This is a genomic window from Streptomyces sp. NBC_01320 (assembly GCF_035974375.1).
Lineage (GTDB): Bacteria > Actinomycetota > Actinomycetes > Streptomycetales > Streptomycetaceae > Streptomyces > Streptomyces yanii.
In genome coordinates this window covers 1,417,572-1,440,912 of record NZ_CP108390.1, presented here as the reverse complement: position 1 = coordinate 1,440,912, position 23,341 = coordinate 1,417,572, and the positions used below count along the sequence as shown (strand labels likewise).

The 23,341-nt window shown below is 68.6% G+C and carries 18 protein-coding genes and 1 pseudogene; 7 read left to right on the top strand and 12 right to left on the bottom strand.

Annotation, left to right across the window (positions count from 1 at the left end; all coding sequences use genetic code 11):
* Positions 1–32: 32 nt before the first annotated feature.
* The 7 genes from OG395_RS07020 to OG395_RS06990 all read right to left on the bottom strand — a co-directional run bounded on the left by OG395_RS07020 (position 33) and on the right by OG395_RS06990 (position 10,699).
* On the bottom strand, positions 33–1,169 hold the full coding sequence (locus OG395_RS07020) for a pyridoxal phosphate-dependent aminotransferase (RefSeq protein ID WP_327242111.1): 1,137 nt from the start codon (positions 1,167–1,169) through the stop codon (positions 33–35).
* A 223-nt stretch (positions 1,170–1,392) separates the two neighbouring features.
* A complete protein-coding gene (locus OG395_RS07015) occupies positions 1,393–1,875 on the bottom strand; it encodes a (2Fe-2S)-binding protein (RefSeq protein WP_327242110.1) in 483 nt (160 codons plus the stop codon).
* Entirely contained in the window at positions 1,872–5,237 is a 3,366-nt protein-coding gene (locus OG395_RS07010) for a molybdopterin cofactor-binding domain-containing protein (RefSeq protein ID WP_327242109.1), read from the bottom strand. The genes OG395_RS07015 and OG395_RS07010 overlap by 4 nt, the downstream gene beginning before the upstream one ends.
* Before the next feature lie 140 nt (positions 5,238–5,377).
* On the bottom strand, positions 5,378–6,424 hold the full coding sequence (locus OG395_RS07005) for a fumarylacetoacetate hydrolase family protein (protein ID WP_327242108.1): 1,047 nt from the start codon (positions 6,422–6,424) through the stop codon (positions 5,378–5,380).
* A gap of 225 nt (positions 6,425–6,649) precedes the next feature.
* Complete coding sequence (locus tag OG395_RS07000; RefSeq protein WP_327242107.1) at positions 6,650–7,993, bottom strand: MFS transporter; 1,344 nt, start codon at positions 7,991–7,993, stop codon at positions 6,650–6,652.
* A gap of 15 nt (positions 7,994–8,008) precedes the next feature.
* Complete coding sequence (locus OG395_RS06995; RefSeq protein ID WP_327242106.1) at positions 8,009–9,472, bottom strand: amidase; 1,464 nt, start codon at positions 9,470–9,472, stop codon at positions 8,009–8,011.
* A gap of 84 nt (positions 9,473–9,556) precedes the next feature.
* Complete coding sequence (locus OG395_RS06990) at positions 9,557–10,699, bottom strand: ring-opening amidohydrolase (RefSeq protein ID WP_327242105.1); 1,143 nt, start codon at positions 10,697–10,699, stop codon at positions 9,557–9,559.
* 627 nt (positions 10,700–11,326) lie between these two features.
* Between OG395_RS06990 and OG395_RS06985 the strand changes: the two genes are divergently transcribed.
* The gene (locus OG395_RS06985) at positions 11,327–12,553 is read left to right on the top strand and encodes a CaiB/BaiF CoA transferase family protein (protein ID WP_327242104.1); all 1,227 of its coding nucleotides are present in this window, start codon (positions 11,327–11,329) and stop codon (positions 12,551–12,553) included.
* Entirely contained in the window at positions 12,550–13,296 is a 747-nt protein-coding gene (locus OG395_RS06980; protein WP_327242103.1) for an enoyl-CoA hydratase/isomerase family protein, read from the top strand. Before OG395_RS06985 ends, OG395_RS06980 begins: the two co-directional genes overlap by 4 nt.
* Positions 13,297–13,615: 319 nt before the next feature.
* Here the strand turns inward: OG395_RS06980 and OG395_RS06975 are convergent, their stop codons facing one another.
* The 3 genes from OG395_RS06975 to tnpA all read right to left on the bottom strand — a co-directional run bounded on the left by OG395_RS06975 (position 13,616) and on the right by tnpA (position 15,042).
* Positions 13,616–14,272, bottom strand: coding sequence for a hypothetical protein (locus OG395_RS06975; protein WP_327242102.1), 657 nt, complete (start codon positions 14,270–14,272; stop codon positions 13,616–13,618).
* On the bottom strand, positions 14,269–14,499 hold the full coding sequence (locus tag OG395_RS06970; protein WP_327242101.1) for a hypothetical protein: 231 nt from the start codon (positions 14,497–14,499) through the stop codon (positions 14,269–14,271). The genes OG395_RS06975 and OG395_RS06970 overlap by 4 nt, the downstream gene beginning before the upstream one ends.
* Before the next feature lie 114 nt (positions 14,500–14,613).
* A complete protein-coding gene (tnpA, locus tag OG395_RS06965; protein ID WP_327242100.1) occupies positions 14,614–15,042 on the bottom strand; it encodes an IS200/IS605 family transposase in 429 nt (142 codons plus the stop codon).
* A gap of 49 nt (positions 15,043–15,091) precedes the next feature.
* Between tnpA and OG395_RS06960 the strand changes: the two genes are divergently transcribed.
* The 4 genes and pseudogenes from OG395_RS06960 to OG395_RS06945 all read left to right on the top strand — a co-directional run bounded on the left by OG395_RS06960 (position 15,092) and on the right by OG395_RS06945 (position 19,490).
* Positions 15,092–16,291: an RNA-guided endonuclease InsQ/TnpB family protein gene (locus tag OG395_RS06960; protein WP_327242099.1), complete on the top strand. Its 1,200-nt coding sequence runs from the start codon at positions 15,092–15,094 to the stop codon at positions 16,289–16,291.
* Positions 16,292–17,001: 710 nt separating this feature from the next.
* Positions 17,002–17,633, top strand: a pseudogene (locus OG395_RS06955) (reverse transcriptase domain-containing protein); the annotation flags it as partial.
* Positions 17,634–17,666: 33 nt separating this feature from the next.
* On the top strand, positions 17,667–18,146 hold the full coding sequence (locus tag OG395_RS06950) for a group II intron maturase-specific domain-containing protein (protein WP_442818740.1): 480 nt from the start codon (positions 17,667–17,669) through the stop codon (positions 18,144–18,146).
* Between the two features lie 138 nt (positions 18,147–18,284).
* Positions 18,285–19,490 carry an ISAs1 family transposase gene (locus OG395_RS06945; RefSeq protein WP_442818522.1) on the top strand — a complete coding sequence of 402 codons (1,206 nt, stop codon included), beginning with the start codon at positions 18,285–18,287 and terminating at the stop codon, positions 19,488–19,490.
* Between the two features lie 164 nt (positions 19,491–19,654).
* Here the strand turns inward: OG395_RS06945 and OG395_RS06940 are convergent, their stop codons facing one another.
* Both OG395_RS06940 and OG395_RS06935 read right to left on the bottom strand, forming a co-directional pair.
* On the bottom strand, positions 19,655–20,437 hold the full coding sequence (locus OG395_RS06940; protein ID WP_327242095.1) for a hypothetical protein: 783 nt from the start codon (positions 20,435–20,437) through the stop codon (positions 19,655–19,657).
* A gap of 603 nt (positions 20,438–21,040) precedes the next feature.
* A complete protein-coding gene (locus tag OG395_RS06935; RefSeq protein WP_327242094.1) occupies positions 21,041–21,847 on the bottom strand; it encodes an IclR family transcriptional regulator in 807 nt (268 codons plus the stop codon).
* A 233-nt stretch (positions 21,848–22,080) separates the two neighbouring features.
* Here OG395_RS06935 and OG395_RS06930 point away from each other — a divergent pair, with 233 nt between their 5' ends.
* The gene (locus tag OG395_RS06930; RefSeq protein ID WP_327242093.1) at positions 22,081–23,334 is read left to right on the top strand and encodes an NADH-ubiquinone oxidoreductase-F iron-sulfur binding region domain-containing protein; all 1,254 of its coding nucleotides are present in this window, start codon (positions 22,081–22,083) and stop codon (positions 23,332–23,334) included.
* The last annotated feature ends 7 nt before the right edge of the window (positions 23,335–23,341 follow it).

The window sequence follows — 23,341 nt, the reverse complement described above, 5'->3', positions numbered from 1 at the left end:
TGTCGGCTGGGTCTGGGCGGTCCTGCTGTCGCTCAGGCGAGCAAACGGTCGATCCCCTCGGCCAGCTGGTCGCGGGAGGTGGCGAGCGAGAGTCGCACGTGCCCCTCGCCGAGCGCCCCGAACGCCGTCCCCGGGGTGAGGGCGACCCTTCGGTCGGTGAGCAGCTTCACGGTGAATTCCTCACTGGCCAGGCCGCAGTCACCGGTGTTCAGCCAGACGTAGAAGCCTCCGTCCGGGGCGTGCGCGGTGAACGGTGAGCCGGCGATCTTGTTCAGGACCAGGTCCCGGTTCTCCCGGTACTGTTCGCGCCACTGGTCGAGGTAGTCCTGCGGCCCGGTGATCGCGGCGAGTGCCGCGAACTGGGCGGGAGTGTTCACACACATCACGCTCGGCTGCAGCAGGGTGAGAACCGGGTCGACGACCTGGGGCGGCAGCGCGCAGTACCCGATGCGCCAGCCGGTCATCGCGTAGACCTTCGAGAAGCTGAAGACCGAGATGACTCGCCAGGGCTCACTCTCCAGGCTGCCGATGCTGACGAACTCGCCGGAGAAGTCGATACCGTCGTAGCACTCGTCCGAGATGATCCAGACATCCTTCTCCGCGCACACCTCGAACAGCCGCTCGGCCAGCTGCCTAGGGATCACGCTGCCCAGCGGGTTGGACGGCGAGTTGAGCACGACGGCCTTCGTCGAGTCGTCGATGAGCGCGGCGATCTGTTCGGGGTCGGGAAGGTATCCGCCCTCGGCGGTGAGCCGGTAGTACCGTGGGCGCGCGCCGAACGCGTTGGCCATCATCGTGAAGTTGGACCAGCCCGGGTCGGGGACCAGGATGGAGTCGCCCGGATCCAGTACCGACCCGAAGACGGCGAACAGGGCGTTCGCCCCGCCGTTGCTCACCACGACCTGGTGCGAGCCGGGCACCTGGATCCGGTTGACGGTACGCAGCTTGTGGGTGAGCGCTTCCTTCAGTTCGGGCAGGCCCGGTGTGGGGGCATAGCGGGTGTGGCCCTCTTCGGCGGCGCGCTGGGCCGCCGCACGGACATGAGCCGGCGTCGGGAAGCCTGGCTCCCCGATCTCCAGATGGATCACGTCTTCGCGTCCCCAGGCGAGTTCCATCATCTTTCGCACGCCCGACTTCGGCCGGTTCGCTGCGGTGCGGGAAAGCTTCATGAGACTACTCCTCCGGTTTCTGCCTGCGTTCGGGGGCGATGTGGAGCGGGCCTTGCTGGTTGGGGGAGGGGGAGGCCGGGACGCGTGCCGGGGTGACCGGCACGAGCCGCGGGAACGACAGGAAGTCCGCGCGTGCATGCGGGAGTTCCGTCCGCCAGGCCTTGTCGGCACAGGGCGGGTGGATGGGGCGAGCAGCGTGTTCGACGCGTGGGAAACCGGTGGCTCAAGGGCCTGTTCGGGATGTCAGGCGATCGACTTCACGCTGCGCGGCACGGATGATGCCCAGGTACCCCGTGCACCGGCAGACGTTGCCGGTGATTTCTTGACGGAGGGTCTCCTCGCCTGCCGGGGTCGCGGAGGCGGCGTTGTCCCGCACCAGCGCCCAGGTGTTCACCACCTGTCCCGGGGTGCAGAATCCGCATTGGAAGCCGCCCTCCTCGGCGAATGCCCGACGGAGTCCGGCGGCCGTGTCGGCCAGTCCTTCGACGGTGGTGACCTCGGAATCCGCCGTGGTCGCCGTCAGCGTGATGCACGAGAGCCGGGGACGGCCTGCGACGAGAACAGTGCAGGTGCCGCACTCGCCCACGCCGCATCCCTGTTTCGTGCCGGTGAGGCGAAGACGCTCCCGGAGCGTGTCGAGCAGGCGCTCGGCCGGAGCGATGTCGACCGTGTGCTCCACACCGTTCACGACGATCTGCTTCTTCATGACGCCACCACGGCGAACAGTTCTCGTAGCACGCTCGCCAGGACATTGCTGCCGGCGAACGCCTTCCAGTGATTGCCCGGCAGCGGGTGCGTACCGGACAGCCACGTGCCGGCGCATTCCTCGATCACCTCGGCCGTGACCTGCCTGCCCTCGAGGATGCGCTCGAGAGCACGGACGCGGTACGGCCGCGGCGCCAAGCCGCCGAGAACGACCCGGACGTGGTCCGCCCGGCCCGATTCCGGATCGGCGGCGGACACGCAGACCGTGGCCACGGCGAACGCGCCGTGCCACAGTGCGAGCTTGCGGTACCGGGTGATGCGCCGTAGCGCCGGGGCCGGTACGTCGATGGCTGTGATGACCTCGCCCTCGGCCAGGACGACCTCCCCCGGCCCCGAGTAGAGCGATTCCAGCGGCAGCGTACGAGGGCCGGCCGGGCCGTCGATCCGGGCCAGGGCGTCGAGCGCGATGAGCGTGGTTGCCAGGTCCGAGGGGGTCACCGCCTGACACCGGTGTCCGCCCTGTACGGCGTGGTAGAAGCGGTGATCCCCCATGACCGCGTAACACGGCCGGGTGGCGCCGCCGCGCTTGTAGCAGTCGAAGCCGTTGCGGTAGAACCAACACCGTTTGGCCTGGCAGAGGTTGCCGGCGACCGTCGCGGCCTGCCGGATCTGCGGGGTGGCGATCTGCGCCGCGGTCTCCTGCAGCGCGGGCCCCGCCGCCGGATCGGCCGCCAGCGCGGCCAGGGTGACCGCGCCGCCGATCCGCAGGGATCCGTCCGCAGCGGTGCCCACGGTGGTCAGTTCGCGGCAGGGGGAGAGGTCGACCAGCACCGGCGGGACGGGAAGCCGCTGACGCTCCCGGGCCAGGAGGTCGGTGCCACCACCGAGCGGAGATGCCGGCTGATGCCGCTCCAGCAGCGACAGTGCTTCGCCCAGCGATGCCGGCCGGACGACATCCGTGATGCTCCCGGCCTGGCGCAGGGGCGCGATCCGCGGGCCGATGCGCGCGAGGGCGGCATGCAGGCCGTACGGGTATGCCCGCCGCACCGCCTCGGTCCACCACCGCTTCGGGTCGCGCCCGATCGAGCCCGCCCGCGCCGGGAGCCCGGCCTTGGCACGCATCGCCCGCAGCACCTTGTCCGGGGTGAGCGGTGCTTCGCGGAGCCGCACACCCACCGCATGGGCGATTGCATTGGTCAGCGCAGCACCGGTCGGCAGCAGGACGATCTCACCGAGGCCTTTGGCGCCGAACGGACCGGCCGGGTCCTCGGTCTCGATGAAGTGCACCAGGATCTGCGGCGTCTCCGCGGCCCGGGGCACGAGATAGTCGACGTAGCCCGGGTTGGCCGTCCGGCCGGCCTCGTAGATCAACTCCTCACCGAGCGCCGCCCCCAGGCCCATCACCACCCCGCCCTCGACCTGCCCGCGTGCCGTGACGGGGTTGAGGATCGTGCCGGAGTCGTGGGCCGCGACGACCTTGACCACCCGGACCACCCCGGTGTCCTGGTCCACCTCCACCTCCACGGCCTGAGCCGCGAAGGAATAGGTGGGCGAGATGTCCTCGTACCCGTACCCGGCGGGGCCGGGATCCGTCCATTCCCCGGTGAACTCGGACTCGACGTGCAGCGCCTCACCCTGCGGTACGCACAATGCCGCCAGCTCGCCCAGGCCCAACCGGTCATCGCCGTGCACGGCGTGCCCGTCCTGCCAGGTGATCCGGGAGGGGTCCGCGGCGAACTTCTCCGCCGCAGCCTGTATCAGCGTGGCCTTGGCGTCCTCGGCCAGACGCCGGGCGGTGCTGACGGAGACGAAACTGCCACGGGACGCGCCGGCGCCGGCATCGTGCGGGGTCCGTGCGGAATCGGTGGTCACGATCGCGATACCGCCGGGGTCGATATCGAGGACCTCGGCGACTGCCTGGCAGATCAGGGTCTTCTGCCCCGTGCCCGCATCCCCGCAGCCGGACAGCAGGGTGATGCGTCCGTCGGTGGAGAGGTCCATGGCGGCACTCGAACGCAGCATGTACTCGCGCCGCAGGGCGGTGACGTGCATGCTGCAGGCCACCCCGACCCCCCGTCCGGCACCGCCCTGCGCCCGCTTCGCGTCCCAGTCGATCTCCCGCCGGACCGTCTCCAGGCATGCCGTGAGAGCGCTCGACTTGATCTCCCAGCCGGTGATCGATCGTTCACCGGCCTGGCTGAGTGCGTTGCGCAGGCGGAAGTCGATCGGGTCCATGCCTGCCTTCTCGGCCAGTTCGTCGATCGCGCACTCGAGCGTCCAGTTGACCGCGAAGCCACCGGCGCCGCGGAACGAGGAGGGAGGCTGCTTGGTGGTGTACACGCAGCGGCCGTCACCGGTATAGCTGGAGAGCCGGTAGGACGAGGCGATGGCGACCGAGCCGTAGTCCATCTCGCCCGGTCCGGCCAGGTTGTAGGCACCGTTGTCGACGTCGAATCCGGCTCCCAGGTACGTCAGGTTCCCCGAGCTGTCGCAGCCGATCTTGACCCGCGTGTCCCAGCTCAACCGTGACTTGGTGAAGGCGAACTCCTCAGCCCTGGACTGACGTAGTTTCACCGGTCGGCCGGTCGCCATGCTCAGCGCACACACCAGCGCTTCGGTGCTGGAAATCTGGGTGCGGCCGCCGAAGTCGCCACCCACGGTGACCTCGTGCATCCGGACCTGGTCAGGGTTCAGTGCGAAGAGCTGGGCCAGGTCCCGGCGCAGCGCCCGTGGATTCTGCGAGGGTGCCCAGACATGCAGGATGTCCTCGTGCGCGGACCAGCGCGCCATGACCGTGTGGGGCTCCATCGTCGCGTGGGCCTGACGGCTCGACAGGTAGCGGGCGGTGACGCTGTGCGCGGTCGCTCGTTCGGCCTCCTCCCGAGAGCCGAACTGCTGATGGACCCGCTTGGCGATGTTGTCCGGGCTTCCCTCGTGGATCGCGGCAGCGCCCGGCCGCAGCGCCTTGGCCACGGTGTCCAGGACAGGAAGCCGCCGGTAGCGCACCGTGATCGCGGCGAGTGCCCGGTCGGCCGCCTCGGGGCTCTCCGCGGCCACCACTGCGACGGGCTCGCCGACATGGCGGACCACACCGCGGGCGAGCGGAAGCCGGTCGGAGTCGACGGCCCGGTAGTCGATGTACCGGCGGGCCGGAAGGTCGGCCGCCGTGAGCACCGCGCGCACGCCGGGGATCGCTTTGGCCTTGCGCGTGTCGATGCCGAGGATCCGGGCGTGCGGGTACGGGCTGCGCAGCACCGCGGCGACGAGCTCCCCGGGCAGGTCGATGTCGGCGGTGTACCGGGCGGTGCCGCTGGTGATCGCCACCCAGTCGACCGGTTTGTGCTGCTCACCGATGGAAGCCAATGCGGGCTCCTAGGTTTCGAACTGTGGACTGGTCGGGTTGCCGAGGGCCGGCGCGGCACGGGGGCGGGGATGCGGGGAGGTGCTCGGCCCACGTGCCGCGCCGGGCGCGACTCACGGGTGTGCCGGAGCTGCGCCGCCGGTCAGCGGACCGGGTTGGTGAGGGTGCCCAGGCCTTCGATGTCGGTGACCAGGGTGTCGCCCGCCTTGAGGAAGCGGCCTCCGCCGGCGTACATGTGGGGGAACAGGTTGGGCAGCTCGCCGGGCTTGAGGTCGAGGCCCTGGGCCATCCCGACGCCGGCGGGGGTGCCGGTGGCGATCACGTCGCCAGGCTCCAGGCGGGTGACCTCCGAGGCGTAGGACACCAACTGCTGCACGGTCCAGATCATGTGCTTGGTGGAGGAGTCCTGCTGGACCTCTCCGTTGACCACCGACCGGATCCGCAGGTCCGAGACGTCCGGCAGGAACTCCTGCGGCACGATCCACGGCCCCATCGGGGCGAAGGTGTCGTTGCACTTGTTGGCGTACCAGTCCCACGGGAACGGACCGGTCTCGCGGATCATGTTGTCCCGGCCGGAGATGTCTTGGTAGATCGTGTAGCCGGCGATGTAGTCGTTCGCCTCCTGCGGCGATACGTCCTCCGCTGTGCGGCCGATGACCACCGCGAGCTCGGCCTCCCAGTCCACGTACTGGGCGACGTCCCAGTTGCGCTTCTTCGGCAGCCGGATGGCCTCCCCGTCGCCGATGATGCAGTTGTTCGGCGTCTTGGGGAAGATGTAGGGCACATCCGTCTCCGGTGAGATCTCGACGGTGCCCATCTCCTTGATGTGGTCGTAGTAGTTGGCGCCGGCGTTCAGGATCTTCCCGGGGTTCGCCAGCGGCGCGGCGAACCGTACGTCCTGCACCCGGTGGACGAACCCGCACTCACCCGGCGCGGGCAGCTCGCCCCCGGCGGCCCGGCGGGCTACCTCCTCCAGGCGCTCGGTGAAGTAGTCCCAGTTCGTCAACACGGCCAGCATGTCCAGCCGGGTCGGCCACTCGACGAACTGCCCCTGGCGCTGCTCGCGGTGCAGGTGGGTGAAGCAGCGCTCCACATCGACGATGGTGGTCGGGCTCTCGCCGAGTCCGAGACCGACAGACTCGAAGCCGCCGTAGCGGTAGGTGCACAGACGGTAGGCGTGGCTCGCCATGCCTCAATCTCCTTCACTGTGGTCCCGTCTCCGGTCGGGGACGGGAAGGGTTTCTATCCAGGGCCTTGAACTGGCCGTGTGCTGTCGGCCGAGAGATCAGCACGGGTGCGTGCTCGCCTGGCCCGGGGGCTGGGCTCCGGGCCATTCCCACGCCTCCGGAGGGCCGGTGGCATCACGTTGCCGGGCTCCAGGTGGGTGGTCTCCGAGGCGCAGGACTCGGCATGCTCACGTTGCCTCGACCGCGCGTTCGCTTCGGTCGGAGCCGTCGGCCGTGCCCCGGCGGCCGGGGACCGTCTCGGGCAGGCCGGCGATCGCAAGGACGCTGATGACTGCGGTCACGGCGAGGTAGAACGCGACCGGCCAGACCGACCGCCCGCCGGCCGCGTACAGAGCTGTCGCCAGGAAGGGAGCGAGTCCTCCGCCGAGAACGTGTCCGGTCTGGACGCCGAGCGACACACCGCTGAATCGGACCCGCGGCTCGTACAGTTCGCTGAAGTGGGCAGCCATCGGCCCGTAAATGGGTGCCTGCGAATTGTTGGCCAGGATGAGCGCAAGCAGCACGACCGCATGGTTTTTGGTATCCAGCATCGGGAAGAACGCGAAGGCGAAGAAGACCAGGAAGAGGGCTCCACCGAGCATGACGGGCTTCCGGCCGACCCGGTCGGACAGTGCAGCGAAGAACGGCACGGTCACCAGGTTGAAGGCCAGAGCGATCATGGTGAAGTTCAAGAAGGTCGTTCGCGAAAAGCCGAGATTCTCCGTGCCGTAGGACAGTACGAACGTGAAGGCGACGTACACCATGGTGGAGAAGGCGATGACCGACCCCACCGAACGGAGCAGGACGCCGGGGTGTGTGCGGATGACTTCGAGAGCGGGCATGCGTGCGACCTGACCGCCGGACTTCATTCCGGTGAACTCCCGGGTCTCGGTCAAGCCGAGCCGCACGTAGAGACCCACCGCAAGGAGGGCGGCGCTGGCCAGGAAGGGCAGACGCCATCCCCAGGACGCGAACGCCTCCTCATCGAGCCTGCCCACCAGCGTGAAGGCCGCGATCCCCAGCATCGGTCCGACCGACGTGCCGAGAATCGTCCAGCTGCCGTAGAGTCCGCGCTTGCCCGGCGGCGCGTGCTCGACGGCCGTCACCGTTCCGCCGCCCCACTCGCCGCCTGCGGAGAATCCCTGGACCAGTCGTGCGAGCACCAGGAGGACGGGCGCCCAGACGCCGATCGCTGCATGGTTGGGGAGGAGCCCTATACAGAACGTGGAGATCGCCATCGTCACCATGGTGACGACGAGCATGAACTTCCTGCCGAGACGGTCGCCGAAATGCCCTGCGATTGCGCCGCCGAGCGGTCGGGCGATGAATCCCACTCCAAAGGTGGCGAATGCGAGCAGCGTACTGACCACGGGGTCGCCCGCAGGAAAGAACTGCGTGCCGAACACCATGCTGCTGGCGATCGCGTAGATCAGGAAATCGTAGTACTCGATCGCCGTGCCGACGCCGGTGGCGAATGCAATACGGGCGTGACTGGGCCGGTGCGGTAGCGCGCCGGTTTCGGCGGATGCCATGGTTGCTCCTTCTTCCTACGGCAGTTGCGGCTGTACCTTCCCGGGCCACCGGGTCACCTGGTCGTAGGCGTGGCCCAGGCGCAGTACGTCGAGGTCTGCGTGGCTGCGTCCGATGACCTGTACGCCCATCGGCAGTCCGCGCTCGTCGAAGCCGACCGGGAGGCTGAGCACGGGGAGGCCGGTCAGGGACCAGGGGGCGACGGTCTCCATCCAGCGGTGGTAGGTGTCCATCGGTCGGCCGTTGATCTCGCGGGGCCAAGGCACACTCGCGTCGAAGGGGAAGACCTGGGCCGACGGGGCGAGGATGAAGTCGTACCGCCGCAGCAACTCCTGCACCGAGGCGTACCACTGGAGCCGCATCTCCTCGGCGCGGTAGACGTCGTGCGCGCTCAGCCGCAGGCCTTGCTCGATCTCCCAGACGGCCTCGGGTTTGAGCTGTGCACGGGAAGCCGAATCGGCGTACAGGGGGTGCAGCGCGCCGGCGGTGAGCCAGTGCCTCCACAGCAGGAACGTCTCCCATACCTGGGCGAGAGGCATCGCAGGCAGTGCTTGCTCGACCGTGCAGCCGATCTGTTCGAAGGCGCCGAACGAGCTGCGGCACAGGTCCAGCAGGCCGGGTTCGGTGGCGAGGTGGCCGTCGAAGTCGCCGACCCAGGCGATGCGGGTGCCCCGGTGGTCGTGATCCAGTGCCTCGGCGAACATCGCCGGATCCTGCTCGATCGCCAGGGGCGCGCCGTCGTCGGGCCCGGCCATGACCGACAGGAGCATGGCGGCGTCGGCAACGGAACGGGCCATCGGGCCGACGACCGCCGGGGTGGCGATGAAACCGCCTTCGGGAACCCTCCCGTAGGAGGGACGGAAGCCGATGACGTTGTTGAAGGCGGCCGGGTTGCGCAGCGAACCCATGAAATCGGTGCCGTCGGCGACGGGAAGCATCCGCAGGGCCAGCGCCGCTGCTGCGCCGCCGCTGCTGCCGCCGGCGCACCGGGTGGGATCGTACGGGTTGCGGGTGGTCCCGAACACCGGGTTGTAGGTCTGCGAACCGAGACCGAACTCCGGGGTGTTGGTTTTGCCGATGATGATCGCCCCGCTGTCGCGGATCCGCTGCACGTGCAGTGCGTCGGTGGTGGGGATGGTGTCCTGCAGCAGGGGCGAGCCCTTGGTGGTCGCCAGCCCCGCCGCATCGCAGAGGTCCTTCACCGCGTGCGGGAACCCGTGCATCGGGCCCAGGTACTTCCCCCGCCGCAGCAGCCCGTCGCGCTCCTCGGCCTCGGCGAGCAACTCGTCCCCGTCGCGGAGGGCGATGATCGCGTTCACGTGCGGGTTCAGCCGGTCGATGCGGGCCAGGAACTCCTGCATCACCTCGCGGCAGGAGACCACGCCGTGTTTGATGGCGTCCGACAGTGCCAGGGCGTCCAGCGCGGTGAGGTCGTCGGGTGCCGACAGGGGCGCTGCCGTGCCGGTGGTCCTCGCGGTCATGAGGCCTCTTCGTCTTGGTCGTCCAGTAGGGGTTGCGCGGGCTGCCTCGCGTCGTGTGCCTGCGTGAGGCCGCACATGCGAGGGTCAGTGGCCGGTCCAGCGGTACCCGGTTGCCGGGTCGGGTCCGAGGTCGACGATCGCGGCCACCGGGCCGCCACCGGCGGGCCCCTGGTGCACGGCGGACACCGAGACGAAGATGGCGGGGTCGCCGGTCACGGCCGCGGCGACGCCGCCGACGCAGGACTTGATCTGCCGGTGCCAGTGGACGTCGGAATCGTCGAGCATGGCGTTGCGCCGTCCGCGCACGATTCCTCCCTGGGAGGCCTCGCACTTGAGGAACACGTTGACCAGCCTGCCGTGCAGGTCGCTGTGGCGCGGGCGCTCCGGCAGCTTCAGGCCGGCATTCTCGATCGCTCCCCAGATGCCGCCCTGGTCCAGTGCGTCCCGCATGACCGCGTGCCCGATCCGGTACCGGCCGCCCACGCCTCGGACGTTGCCGACCACCACGATCTGCGCCCGGTCGAGTTCCACCCCCGAGGAGCAGGAGGCGACCGAGGAGTACAGGTCGCGGTTGTGCATCACGTCCGCGTCCCAGGGCATGGCGATCTCGCCGAGCGCCACGGCGACCCCGAGACCGGTGGTGGCGTTGGACAGGTCCATGGACTCGTGGGTCTGCTCGGTCCACACCTGCTGACCACGCGCCGTGGCCTCCCTGATGGTGTGCACGGTGAGCAGCGGGGTCTTGGTCTGCACGTAGTGCACGTCGGCCGGATCGGTGATGCCCGCGGCGGCCATCGCCGCGCGGACGCCTGCCGCCACCTTCTCGATCATTGCGCACCTGCCGATCTCCTCGGGCAGGATCGGCTCGCTCATGGCGAATCCGACTGTGAGCCTGGGCTCGTCGGTCTGCTCGGCCTGCTCCCGCGGCAGGGTGGCGAAGACGGTCGCGTGCGGACTGATCACGCCGTCGGTGCCGCCGGACCACACGATCGGGACCAGCTTCACCTCCTCCACGCTGCGGGTTCCCTTGTGCACCAGGAGCTCCCGGAAGGCCCGGTCGGCGATGATCCGGGTGTAGTCGTTGACTCCGCCGTTGCCTTCGGTCTTGCCGATGACGGCGATGACCCGGTCGGCTTCGAGCACCCCGGTGTCGATGAGCTCGGCGAGCCCGGAGGTGTCGCTGACGCTGTGGATGGGGACCTTGCGGACTTCGATGGGTTCGGGCACGTGCCTCTTCTCCCTCTCCTGGTTCCGATGGTCGGCTGCCGTGTGCGGCGGCGGGACGGTCTGGTGGTGCGTCGGTGACGGCTCGTCGGTGCGCCCTGGAGCGGTGCGCGGGGATCCGTGCGGATCGGCGGACGGCTGTGGCCGTGCGTGGCTGGGAAGGTCGGGTCGTCCGGGGCGCGGAGGCGCTGACGACACGGCAGATGTTCACCGGTTCACGTTTGTTCGGAGTACCGGCGAGTCGTCAGCTGGAGGGACCGTTCGGGTCGACTCCAGATGCCAGGAACACTAAGCCTTATCCCGCTGTGGCGGAAGATTCTGTTCAGAAATCCCTCTATGGGGAAACTATGCGGCATCAGTTCAGGGCTGGCGCACTGCGGCTTGTACCAGTTGGTGCAGGTGCCGGCAGGGCGGCGGGCATGGCGGGTCCAGCCGTAGCTCCCTTGACATGCGGCGTAGGACACACGCAGCATTCCTACGCGGCTCGGTGCCCCCAGTGGCTGATCCAGCCTGCTTCGCGGCCATGCATCACCGCCGCCTTCCGTCTTCTCCCACCCGGCCGGACTCCGGCGTGTGGCATCGGTTCCCACCGAACGGGTCAGCCGCCCATCCCTGTTGATCGGAGAAGAGATGTCTCCTGCCCTTGGCAGTTCGCCATGGCTCCAACACGACGGTGCACTCGCGGGACTTCGCGTCCTCGACCTGTCCCGCATCCTGTCCGGCCCGTTCGCCACTATGATCCTGGCCGATCTGGGCGCGGACGTGATCAAGGTGGAGAACGCCGCCGGCGGCGACGACACCCGCTCCTGGGGACCGCCGTTCCAAGGCGAGGACGCCGCGTACTTCCACAGCGTCAACCGAAACAAGCGCGGCATCGCTGTGGACCTCAAGGATCCGCGCTGCCGGGACTTGGTCGCACGGCTGGCCACCGAGGCCGACGTGGTGGTGGAGAACTTCCGCCCCGGCACCGCCGCGCGACTGGGCCTGGGGTACGAGCAGGTGCGTACCGCCAATCCCGGCGTCGTGTACGTCTCGATCTCCGGCTACGGACAGACCGGCCCGATGGCGCAGGAGCCGGGGTACGACGCGATCGCCCAGGCGGTGTCGGGGGTGATGAGCGTGACCGGAGAGGCGGACGGCGCCCCGGTGCGCTTCGGCGTGTCCGGCGCGGACCTGGCCGCGGGCATGTGGGCCTGCATCGGGCTGCTGGCGGCGCTGCGGGCCAGGGAGCGCAGCGGCGAGGGCCAGTGGGTGGACATCTCCCTGTTGGACGGTCAGATCTCATGGCTGACCTATGTCGCCGCGGGTTGTTTCGCCTCGGGCGAAGTGCCGCGCCGTTATGGCTCCGCGCATCCGACCATCGTTCCCTACCAGGCGTTCCCCACCGGGGACGGCCATCTGATGGTGGCGGCAGGCAACGACGAGCTGTGGCGGCGGTTCGCCCGCACCGTCGGGCTCGACGCGATCGCCGAGGACCCACGGTTCGCCACCAACCCGGACCGGGTGCGCAACCGCACGCAGCTGATCCCGCTCATCGAGGCGGTGCTGAGCCACCGTCCGGCACAGGAGTGGAGCAAGCTGCTGGCCGAGGCCGGCGTGCCGGTCGGACCGATCAATACCGTCGACCAGGCACTGGCGCATCCTCAGGTCCGTGCTCGCAGCATGATTGCCGAGGTCCGGCATCCCCGCGCGGGCACGATTCGCATGGTCGCCTCACCGTTGAAGCTCTCGTCTACCGCCCCTGCCGTCCGCACCGCCCCGCCCCGGCACGGCCAGCACACCGGCGAGGTCCTCACCGCGCTCGGCGTCGATGCGGACACCCTGGCCGGGCTGCGCGCCGACGGAGCGGTGCGATGAGCCGCCGGACCGCGTGCGATCCGCCGGTGCGCGTCCGCACCCAGGCCGGCGTCGCCGAGATCACGATTGGTACCGGGCAGCGCCGCAATGCTCTGCGGTCCGCGCACTGGCGCCTGCTGGCCGAGCAGATGGACGCGGTGTCTCACCTTTCGGCCCTTCGCGCGGTGCTGGTCCGCGGTGCCGGAGACACGTTCTGCTCGGGTTCGGACGTCACCGAGTGGATCGGCGCCGAGCCCGACACGGTCGAGGACTCCTTCCACTGGATGGAGCAGGCGTTCCGCGCCGTCGAGCGCTGCCCGATCCCCGTGGTCGCGCAGATCCAAGGCACCGCGGCGGGCGCCGGATGCCAGCTGGCGCTCGCCTGCGACCTGCGGGTGATGGCGGACTCCGCACGCATCGGCATGCCTATTGCCCGGCTGGGCATCCTCCCGAGCCCGGCCTTCGCTGCCCGACTGGTGCAGCTCGCCGGGCCCGCACTGGCCCGCCAGCTCCTCTACACCGGTCAGCTGCTGACCGCCGACGAAGCGGTCACCGCCGGCCTTGCGAACCTGTGCGCGCCCGACGCCGACCTGAACGACGACGTCGAAGCGCTGCTGTCGGACATCGCCTCCCAGCCGCCCACAGCGCTGCGCGCCGCCAAGCGCGCGGTCGCCGAGGCCGCTGGCGAACCGCCCGGGCAGCACCTCGGCCCTGCGGTGTCCTACGCCGACCTCCAACGCGGTATCGCCCGGTTCTTCGGCTGACCTCCGCATACCTGGGAGCCCCGATCGCAGGCCGGATCGGTGGACGGAACCCCATGGAACGCACCGCCCGGCCGTGCCCGCCTTCTGCAGCAGCACCGGCTCCGCGGCCGACCACGCCTCCTGCGGAGCCGGTGCGCACAGCGGCCACGGCCAGGCCGGGCACCAGCGAGCCGCGTCGGAACCGGCCGACAACTCACCCACCGGACCGCGCCACCGGCGACCACGCACAGGAGCCCCGTCCGATCGGCCGGCGCGGAGCCATCCGACGACTGCCGCGGCCCCCTGCGCCCAGGCACAGGGGGCCGCGGCAGTCACGCCGTCAGGGTGCCGCGCTCCGGGTCGGCTTGGCCTGGCGGTCGGCACACGGGAGACAGCAGGCCTTCCTGCCGTCTTCGACGAAGTCCATCTCGACGGCCACGTAGGAGCGGTGGCACGAGTCGCACCGCACCCGCGCCGCCCAGACATCGTCGACCTCGTCGCGGAGGTCCGGGACCCCGGCCTCCTTCCGGGCCCACGGAAGCAGCGTGAACACCAGCGCGTAGGAGACCATGCTGGTGGCCAGTGTCAGGAGCGGTGCGAGAGGCGACAGGACCGGGAACACCTCCGGTTCGGCGACCAGCACGATCCCCACCGTGGCCGAGAGCAGCCAGGCGCCGAGCCCTGGAGTGAGCGCCCCGACCCGGGTTGCCCGGAACTCAGGCCCGGCCTTGCGGTCGGCCCGGCTGAGCGTGAAGTGCGTGATCACGACTCCCACCCAGCCGACCAGGAAGACCCCTTGGAAGAGGAGCGCTCGCTGGAGGTAGCTGAAGACGTCGGTCAGCATGAGGAGGTAGACGCCGGCCGCGACGACGCCGACCCAGGCCACGCGGGGGAGCCTGACCGCGAAGGCGCCGGAGAAGAACCGGCGCCAGTTGCTGGAAGCTAGGTAGTAGTTCGTCGTGTTGATTCTCGTCTGCGTCGCGACCAGAAGGATCACGCCGAACCCTCCCAGAGTTCCCAGGAGGGCCTGCACCACTCCCGTCTCTGCGGCCGCCTGGCCCGGGAGCAGGTGTGCACCAGGAAGATTCCCGCGCTTCCGTTCAGCAGGAAGAGCCATGTGTAGAACACCCAGCCGAACGTCACGTTCTGGTGGAACTTCAGGTCCTTGGCTCGGCCCAGCGTCGCGAAGTCGACCGTGACCGGCATGAGCAGCCACACCCCCATCCCTCTTCTTCGGAGGGAATCCCCGCCTTCAGGCGGGGAGGGAATCCGATCCTGAACCCTGCGGCGCGGAGCGCCGCGGTTTCGCTCAGGAGTGCCTCGCCTGCGGAGCCGTGCTCAGTCGGGCCGCTTCTGGTTCTTGATGTAGTCCTTGACCACGTGGAGGGGTGCGCCGGCGCATGACCCCGCGAAGTAGGAGCCGGACCAGAAGCGGCCGTGCATGATGGTCTGGTTGACGTGGCCGGTGAACTCCTGTCTCAGCCGGCGCGAGGACACGCCCTTCAAACTGTTGACCAAGTTCGACAGGGCGACCTTCGGCGGGTAATGCACGAGCAGGTGCACGTGGGCTTCTTCGCCGTTGAACTCGATCAGGTCTGCCTCGAAGTCCTCGCAGACTTTTCGCATGATCTCTTCGCAGCGTGTCAGTATCTCGTCGTTGAAGACGGTCCGCCGGTATCTGGTGACGAACACCAAATGCGCGTGGAGGTGGTGGACGACGTGACGGCCGCGCCGTACATCGGGGTTTGGTTCCCAACGTGGTGACATGAACCAATGCTACGGTTAAGGTCGATTCGAGCCGGAGGGGGTGGGCTGAATGATCCGTGCGTACAAGTTCCTCCTGCGACCCACCGCCCGGCAGGAACAAGCGCTCGGTGAGATGCTGCGCGATCACTGCTCGCTCTACAACGGCGCGTTGCAAGAGCGCCGCGACGCCTACCGGCACGCCTCGAAGACGACGGTCCGATACGGGCAGCAGTCCGCGCAGCTCAAGGAGATCCGGGCATGCGACCCGGAACGTCAGGGCCGCTGGTCGTTCTCCTCGCAGCAGGCCACCCTGCGGCGTCTGGACAAGGCGTTCGCGGCGTTCTTCCGCCGTGTCAAGGCCAAAGACAAGCCCGGATACCCGCGCTTTCGTGGACTTGGCCGGTTCGACACGGTGGAGTTCCCCAGGGACGGAGACGGCTGCCGCTGGGATGCCACCGCGCACGACCCGGTCACGCGGGTGCGCCTGCAAGGTGTCGGGCACGTCAAGGTGCACCAGCACCGGCCCGTGGTCGGCCATATCAAGACCGTCTCGGTCAAGCGTGAGGGCAAGCGCTGGTATGTGATCCTGACCGCCGAGCGGCCCCAGCCCGAGCCGCTGCCCGCGACCGGCAGCGTGGTCGGCATCGACCTGGGCATTGCCAACTTCCTCGCCGGCTCGAACGGCGAGTTCGTGCCCAACCCGCGTCACGGGCGAAAGGCCGCAGCGAAGCTCGAAGCAGCTCAGCAGGCACTGAGCAGGTGCAAGCGCGGAAGCAAGCGCCGCCGCAAGACCGTGGAGAAGGTCGCTACCCTGCACCGCAAGGTGCGCCGCCAACGGCTCGACCACGCCCACAAGACCGCCCTCGGCCTCGTACGCGAACACGACCTCATCGCGCACGAAGACCTCAAGATCCGCAACATGAGCAAGGCCCCCGAACCGAAGCCCGACCCCGACAAGCCGGGCAGCTTCCTGCCCAACGGGGCCGCGGCCAAGGCCGGGCTGAACCGCTCGATATCGGATGCCGGATGGGGGGTGTTCCTCGCGATCCTGAATGCCAAGGCTGAGAGTGCCGGGCGGGAAGTGATCGCCGTGGACCCCCGCAACACCTCCCGGCGATGCCCCGAATGCGGGCATACCACCAAGGAGAACCGGCCCACACAGGAGAAGTTCTACTGCGTCGCCTGTGGCCACAGCGCGCACGCGGACACCGTCGGTGCTCTCAACGTTCTACGGGCCGGGCTGGTCCGTCGCGAAGCCCAACCGGCATAGCGAGAAGCCACCCCGTTCACGGGGTGGAGGAGTCAGTACGCCCGACATGGGCAGCAGCTAAAGGGTGAAAGTCCCGATGAGAAGAGGTGAGACTAACTCGCTAGCCGAACGGCAAGGGCGTCATCGCGAGGTGGGGTCCGAAGGAAGCCGGAGGCAAAACCGGGTACCGATGTACAAGAACCGCATTTGAGGCTAGGCGTCTTGGGCAAGGTGGCTGACTGCATCGAAGCCCGTTCTCACCAAGAAAGACGCAGAGTATATGCGGCGGCGATCCGGGGAAAGTTGCTGTTCTTATTCGGGGAGGTCTGCCCGGGTGTCACCTGTAACGGTGTGTCGGCCGCGATTGTGACGACCGATGCCAGCAATGGCACTGGTTTGCCGGACAGAAGTCAGCAGAGGTCATAGTACCGAGACGGGAAGGCAGTAGGCCGACAAGGACTCGGGAAGGGCCGAACGTTTAGCGGATTGGAAGAAGGGTGTCTGCTCGCGCAGGTCACGATGACCGCCGTAAATCTGCCCCGGCAGACCCTGGGGTGACGGGGTCGGTGCATACGACCGCCCAGCCCAAGGGGCGCAGTGACCAGCCGGCGCTACACGCGGACAACAATCACCGCGAGGTCTCCCTCTGGGAGACGGTGTTCTCGAAGGAGAACCTTCTCGCGGCGCTCAGGCGCGTCGAAGCAAACCGGGGTGCCCCCGGCGTTGATGGGATGACGACGGATGAACTCCGGCCATGGATCGCCCAGAACTGGCCCAAGGTATGGGCTGAGCTCGATGCGGGGACATATAAGCCCGCTCCTGTCCGTCGGGTGACCATCCCTAAGCCGAATGGTGGGGAGCGGATGCTAGGTGTCCCACGGGTGCTGGATCGCTTGATCCAGCAGGCAATTGCGCAGGCCCTCGTGCCCGTCTTCGATCCCCACTTCTCTGGGGCGTCGTTCGGGTTCCGACCAGGGCGTTCGGCCCACCAAGCCGTAAGGGTTGGTCGCCGGGCCGTCCAGGACAGAAACCGTTGGGCCGTGGACCTGGACCTCGACAAGTTCTTCGACCGAATGAATCACGATGCGCTTATGGCGCGGGTGGCTCGCCGGGTGAGGGACAGAAAGGTCCTGAAGTTGATTCGGCGGTACCTGGAAGCCGGGATTATGAGCGACGGCGTGATGGTGAGGAACGAGGAAGGGACCCCGCAGGGTTCCCTTTGTCCCCGTTGCTGTCGAACATCATGCTGGACGACCTTGACCGCGAACTCTTCAAACGCGGACACCGGTTCGTGAGGTACGCGGACGATGTGATGATTTTCGTCCGGTCCGAGCGAGCGGCGCAGCGGACCCTCGCCTCGGTCACGGCCTTCATTGAGAAGACCTTGAAACTGAGGGTGAATCGTGAGAAGTCGAAGGCGTGCCCCATCTGGTGGACGTCACTCCTGGGATTCGGGTACTACCTCGCCAAAGGGCAGGTGAAGATCCGGGTGGACCGGAAGGCCGTGAGACGGCTAAAGTCCACCGTTCGGCGAGTCACCTCCCGGACGTGGGGCGTATCGATGGCCCACAGGATGGACAAACTCAACCGTTTCTCGGTCGGCTGGGTGGCCTACTTCAGTCTCTCCGACAGCCTTCGGGTTTTCGAGGAGATTGATCACTGGACCCGCCGCAGGCTACGGCAGGCCCAGTGGGTGCAGTGGAAGACCAGTCAGCGCAAGAACTCCATGCTCCAGAAGCTCGGTTACGAATTTGGAGACCAGGAGCAAGGCGTTGCAGTGCAACGCAAGCGATACTGGCGGGCCTCCCACCTGAAACCACTGGAAATCGCTATGAATAAAGCCTATTGGGATGCGCAGGGCAGGGGCATTGCGTGATTGGGATTGGTCCGGTTCGCCGGTCTCGTGAGTGACGTGGCGTCATGTCCGTTGTGGGGCAAGGGGCCCGGGAGAGCAGAGCAGGCACGGTGCTGGTGATCATGTGGTTGTCGAGACCCATGAGAACCGAGCGAGACCGTGCCTGCCCGAACATCATCGCCCATCCCTTCCGCACTGGAGCAACTGGGCTCCCCGACTGATCCCCTCACCTCAAGCGATGTCGCTGACCTGCGGCGATTCCTGATCCTGGTTACCGATCCCCGCGATGCGCGAGGACTGCGATATCCGGCCCTCGCGTTGCTGTGCGCAGCCGTCTCGGCGGTGCTGACCGGCGCTCGCTCGCTCATCGCGATCAGCGAGTGGATCACGGATGCCCCGCAACATGTGCTGGGCGTCCTCGGCTTCGCTGCCGATCCACTTACCGGTCTGCGGCCGGTGCCGCACGCCGCAACCGTGCGCCGCCTGCTGCAGCGTGTGGACGGTGACGCGCTGGACGCGGCGATCAGCGCGTATCTGCAGGCCAGAACGCCGCCCCCGGTCGAGCCGGAGGCGGAGAAACGGCCGGTGCGACGGGTGATCGCGGTCGACGGCAAGGTGGTCCGCGGATCGCGAACCGCAACGGCCGCGGCGATCCAGCTGCTGGCGGCGATGGACCACCACGGCGTGGTCCTGGCCCAGCGGCAGGTCGCTTCCAAGAGCAACGAGATCCCCTCCTTCGCGCCGTTGCTGGACGGTCTCGAGCTGGAGAACACGGTGGTGACCGCCGACGCCCTGCACACCCAGCACGACCACGGGGCCTATCTGACCAGTCGCGGCGCGCACTACGTGGCCGTCGTGAAGAAGAACCATCCGGGCCTGTACGCCCAGGTCAGGAAGCTGCCCTGGCGGGACATCCCGCTCGGGCACCGCGCTCGCGACCACGCCCACCACCGCGACGAGATCCGCCGGCTCAAGGTCGCCGCGTTCAGCCACCTCGACTACCCCGGCGCCCGCCAGGCGATCCAAGTCGTACGGTGGCGACGCGACTTGAGCACCAGGAAGCTGACCATCGAGCGCGTCTACCTGATCACCAGCCTGAGCGTCTTCGACGCCACCTGCACCGAGCTCGCCACCTGGATCAGAGGCCACTGGGGTATCGAGAACCTCCTGCACCACGTGCGGGACCGCACGTTCCGCGAGGACGACTCCAAGGTCCGCACCGGCACCCTGCCCCGCGCCATGGCCTCCCTGCGCAACCTCGCCATCAGCGTCTTCCGCCAGGACGGCCAGACCAACATCGCCGCCGCCCTCCGCCACACCGGCCGCGACTACCACCGGCCCCTACGAGCCCTCGGTCTCACGTGACGAACCCAGACAGATCTCGATCATGCAATGACCCTGGCAGGGCTACAAGTCGTTCAAGGGCTCGTGGTCCCGCCTGAAGCTCGCCTGAGATCAGCTGGACGAACCGCCGGATGCGGGCCCGCATGTCCGGTGGTGTGGGGGGCGGGCCGGGCAAACCGGCCCGCCTACCCGATCGTAGAGGCAGAAGACCTCCAGCCATCCCGGGATGGCGCGGGGGCGTCGGGGTTCAGGCCCGGAAAGCTCAGCCATTCCGCGCCGGAGCGGTTGCGGACGGCCGCGACGACGTCCGCGGCGGCGATCCCGAGGACGTAGAAGGGCAGCAGGACCGCGTTCACCTTCGCCAGCCAGGTCTGCACACTGCCCAGCGTCAGCGGCAGGATCGCGGCGATGACGATCAGGTACCACCACCTGATGTCCCGCACCCCGAAGTAGCTCTTGAAGGCCACTGCGAGGACGCTGCTCTCGAAGACAGCGAAGTACGTCGTCCCCGTGGCGATGAGCAGCGGTGTGAGCCAGGCGCCGCGGGTGCCGAACATGCGCCGGGACAGCAGGAAACTGCCGAGCCCGAATCTTGTTCCGTACCCGGCCATGAGGACGTTGATGCCCGAGTACACGACGACCGACAAGAGGATCCCGATGACCGCCTCGGTGGTGCCGACCAGGGCGGCCGCCAATGCCCCGTAGAACACCCAGTTCAGCGCGCTCAGCAACGACCACGCGGCCATGGTCAGCTTTCCTCTCGGGACCCGGGCGCTCGGAGGGACGACATGGGTCGCGTAATCCTCACTGAGCTGCTCCTGCGTCACGCGCGGGTCGTCGGTGTACGTGATCTTCAACGCGCTCCGCCCGGCGTTGTCGGCACCGGCGGGCTGAGCGACCGCGGTGTGCGGCGGGGCGGGATCCGGTTCGATGTGGGCAGAGGAGTTCCACGGTCGAAACAACTTCATGACGGACCTCGGATCCTGACGGGGAATCGGACTCAGGCACGGAATGGGAGAGCACTTCCCATGGCGCCGCGCTGCGGAGCGGCGGTCACTGCGCGGGGAACGGGAGCCGTACGCCGGACCCCGGGCGGCTCTCCTGCATGTGGGGCGGGCAGCCGCGCAGGCTCCGCCCGGGTGCGACCAGGTGGTTCCCTACCGGTGCGCGGGACCTTCGCCGGTCGAACGGTCACTGTGCGGGATCGGGAGGGGCTGGTCACCCGGCGCCGGAAGGCGTGTGGCACCACGTGTGAGGCACCTGTCCGCCGACTTCTCGTCAGCGCTATTGAACGGCGGAGGTCGGCAGCCGGCGGGACCGCTGTGGCCCACCTTGGGTGCGCCACAACACTAGGGGACTTCGCTGCGCCGAAGGGAGGTCATCGCACAGAGATCCCACTGTGCGGAAAGACCGGGCCGGCTGCGGGCCGACTTCCCGGGGCGCGGCGCGCCGGCTCATGACTCGTGCGGCAACGGCAGCTGGACTCGATGGTCCCTGGTCACCCTGCTCGCTCGGCGCCGTCCGGCTGCCACCGTCTTCCTCATGCGCCGCGGTCCGCCGGGGGAGGGGGATCAAATGCCCCGGTGGTCCTCACTCACCCCCTGAACTGCGAAGAAATCCGCGGTGATCGCGCTGCTGGCTCGGCGCAGCTGCGGAACGATGGTCCGCACCCGGGCCGCAGGGAGCCGTGTTGCCGGGGACGCGACCGACAGCGCCGCCATCGGACGCTGCCTGGTGTCCATGATGGCGACCGCGACCGCGTGCACGCCCTCCTCCCCTTCCTCGATGTTGGTCGCGTAGCCGCGGTTGCGTACGGCTTCGAGTTCCCGCTGGAAGGTCTCGGGGTCCACGATGGTGCGCGCGGTGAGGTCGGGCAGGCCTTCCCGGAAGCGGGCGCGTACCTCGGCGGGGTCCAGTACGGACAGCAGGAGTTTGCCCGCGGCCGAGGCATTCGCCGGAGTGCGCTGACCGGCGATTTGCTTTATGTGCAGGGTGTGGCTGGTCTCCGCGATGGCATCGAGGCAGAGCACTTCGGCCCCCAGAAGGATCTGCAGGTTCACCGTCTCGTTCAGTTCGCGGCAGAGCGCCTGGAGATGGTGGTGCGCGGCGTGTTCCAGCGTGTGCTGGGTGGCGAAGTGCCGGGCGATCCGGAGCGTCTCCGGACCCACCGTGTAGCGCCGGGAACCGTTCGCCTGCTGCAGGAAGCCTTCGTCCCGCAAAGCGCTGAGCAGTCGGTGAGCGGTTGACAGGGCGATGCCGAGGAAGTCGGCGGCATCCACCACGCGGATGGAGGGGTGTTCGGTGAGCAGTGACAGGAGCCGCAGCGCATTGGTCACGGAGCCGAGGCTGCTGCCCCCTGCGGGCAAGTCTTTTCTCATAGAGGAATGTTAGAGCAATTTCTTCCCTCATTCCGGGAGTTTCTCTTAACCTCAACCACCTGATCCGGCAGCCCGTCCGGACGATCCCGCTGACAGGAGGACCCGTGGGCGAAGGAGCGACAGGTGGCCGGGGACCACGGGACCACGGTGGCGCCGCAGCACTGGTGGCGTACGGCATCGCCGGGGTGCGGGCGGATCGTCACCGCGCCGACCCCCGGCGGACTGTGACTCGCATGCTGCGCTGGCCCGGGCTCGCAGACAGCGGTGTGCTCGCGCCGCGCAACCGCCGCGCCGACCCGGCAATTCCCCGGCTCGGGGCCGAGGAGTTGATCTCACTGTGCGAGCGCATGGACCTGCGTGGGCGGGGCGGATCGGGTTTTCCACTCGCCCGGAAGCTGCACGCCGTCCGGGAGGCCGCACGCCTCTGCGACCGGGCACCCCACGTCGTTGCCAACGGCGAGGAGGGCGAACCGGCCAGCGTGAAGGATCGCGTCCTGTTGTCCCTGTGCCCCGACCTGGTCCTGGACGGGGCCGGAGTGGTCGGCCGTGCGCTGGCCGCCGAGCGGGTCCACCTCTACATCAGTGACCCTCACTGCAGGCGGATCGTCGCGGAGCGGGTCGAGCTGCGGGGCGAGTCGCCGACCATGGAGGTCTTCCCCGCACCGGCCGGCTATGTCTGCGGGGAGGAGACTGCGGTGGTGCGGGCACTGTCCGGTGGGCCGGCCAAACCCACCGCCAAACCCCCGCGCCCGTTCGAGCACGGCGTCCGGGGTCATCCCACGCTGGTGTCCAACGTGGAGACCCTCGCGCACCTCGCGGACGCGGTGCGCCGAGAGGCGGCGGCGCCGCCGTGGTCCGGCCCCGAGCCCGGATCGACGGTCCTGCTCACGGTCGTCACCGACCGCGGCGAGCGGACCCTGGTCGAAGCCCCTGCCGGCGTCGACCTGCGCTCGGTCCTCCAACGGCTCGCCCTGTGGCCCGCTGCTGGGCGGCCGCAGGTGATCCTCGGCGGATTCTTCGGCGGGTTCGCCACGCCCGACTGCTTCACGACGCCGTTGAGCCATCAGGCCCTGCGGGCGGTCGGTTCATCCCTGGGATGCGGCATCGTCATGGTGCTCACTGACACCTGCCCGGTAACCGCTGTCGCCGAGATCCTGCACTACCTGGACCGGGAGAATGCCCACCAGTGCGGCCCGTGCTTCAGGGGCATCGCAGCCATGCTCGGCGGGGTCGAGGCGCTGGCCTCCGGGTCGGCCACCGCGCAGGCGGTGGAGCAGTTGCGCTCGTGGAGCGCCTCGCTGCGCGGGCGAGGGGCCTGCGGGACCCTCGACGCGGCCGCAGGGCTGCTGGCCGGCCTGCTCGCCGAGCACCGCGTACTAGTTGCCGCCCATCTGGACTCGGCCTGCGGACGGTGCGCGACCGCCCCGGACCGTCCCCCGGCCACACGCTGGGCGGCCAGTTGGCCGATCGAGCTGAAGGAGTACTGATGAAGGT

Coding starts and splice junctions, on each gene's coding strand:
- OG395_RS07020 (WP_327242111.1), bottom strand. CDS start 1,169: ATGAAGCTTTCCCGCACCGCAGCGAACCGGCCGAAGTCGGGCGTGCGA.
- OG395_RS07015 (WP_327242110.1), bottom strand. CDS start 1,875: ATGAAGAAGCAGATCGTCGTGAACGGTGTGGAGCACACGGTCGACATC.
- OG395_RS07005 (WP_327242108.1), bottom strand. CDS start 6,424: ATGGCGAGCCACGCCTACCGTCTGTGCACCTACCGCTACGGCGGCTTC.
- OG395_RS07000 (WP_327242107.1), bottom strand. CDS start 7,993: ATGGCATCCGCCGAAACCGGCGCGCTACCGCACCGGCCCAGTCACGCC.
- OG395_RS06995 (WP_327242106.1), bottom strand. CDS start 9,472: ATGACCGCGAGGACCACCGGCACGGCAGCGCCCCTGTCGGCACCCGAC.
- OG395_RS06985 (WP_327242104.1), top strand. CDS start 11,327: ATGTCTCCTGCCCTTGGCAGTTCGCCATGGCTCCAACACGACGGTGCA.
- OG395_RS06980 (WP_327242103.1), top strand. CDS start 12,550: ATGAGCCGCCGGACCGCGTGCGATCCGCCGGTGCGCGTCCGCACCCAG.
- OG395_RS06970 (WP_327242101.1), bottom strand. CDS start 14,499: ATGGGGGTGTGGCTGCTCATGCCGGTCACGGTCGACTTCGCGACGCTG.
- tnpA (WP_327242100.1), bottom strand. CDS start 15,042: ATGTCACCACGTTGGGAACCAAACCCCGATGTACGGCGCGGCCGTCAC.
- OG395_RS06960 (WP_327242099.1), top strand. CDS start 15,092: ATGATCCGTGCGTACAAGTTCCTCCTGCGACCCACCGCCCGGCAGGAA.
- OG395_RS06940 (WP_327242095.1), bottom strand. CDS start 20,437: ATGAAGTTGTTTCGACCGTGGAACTCCTCTGCCCACATCGAACCGGAT.
- OG395_RS06935 (WP_327242094.1), bottom strand. CDS start 21,847: ATGAGAAAAGACTTGCCCGCAGGGGGCAGCAGCCTCGGCTCCGTGACC.
- OG395_RS06930 (WP_327242093.1), top strand. CDS start 22,081: ATGCTGCGCTGGCCCGGGCTCGCAGACAGCGGTGTGCTCGCGCCGCGC.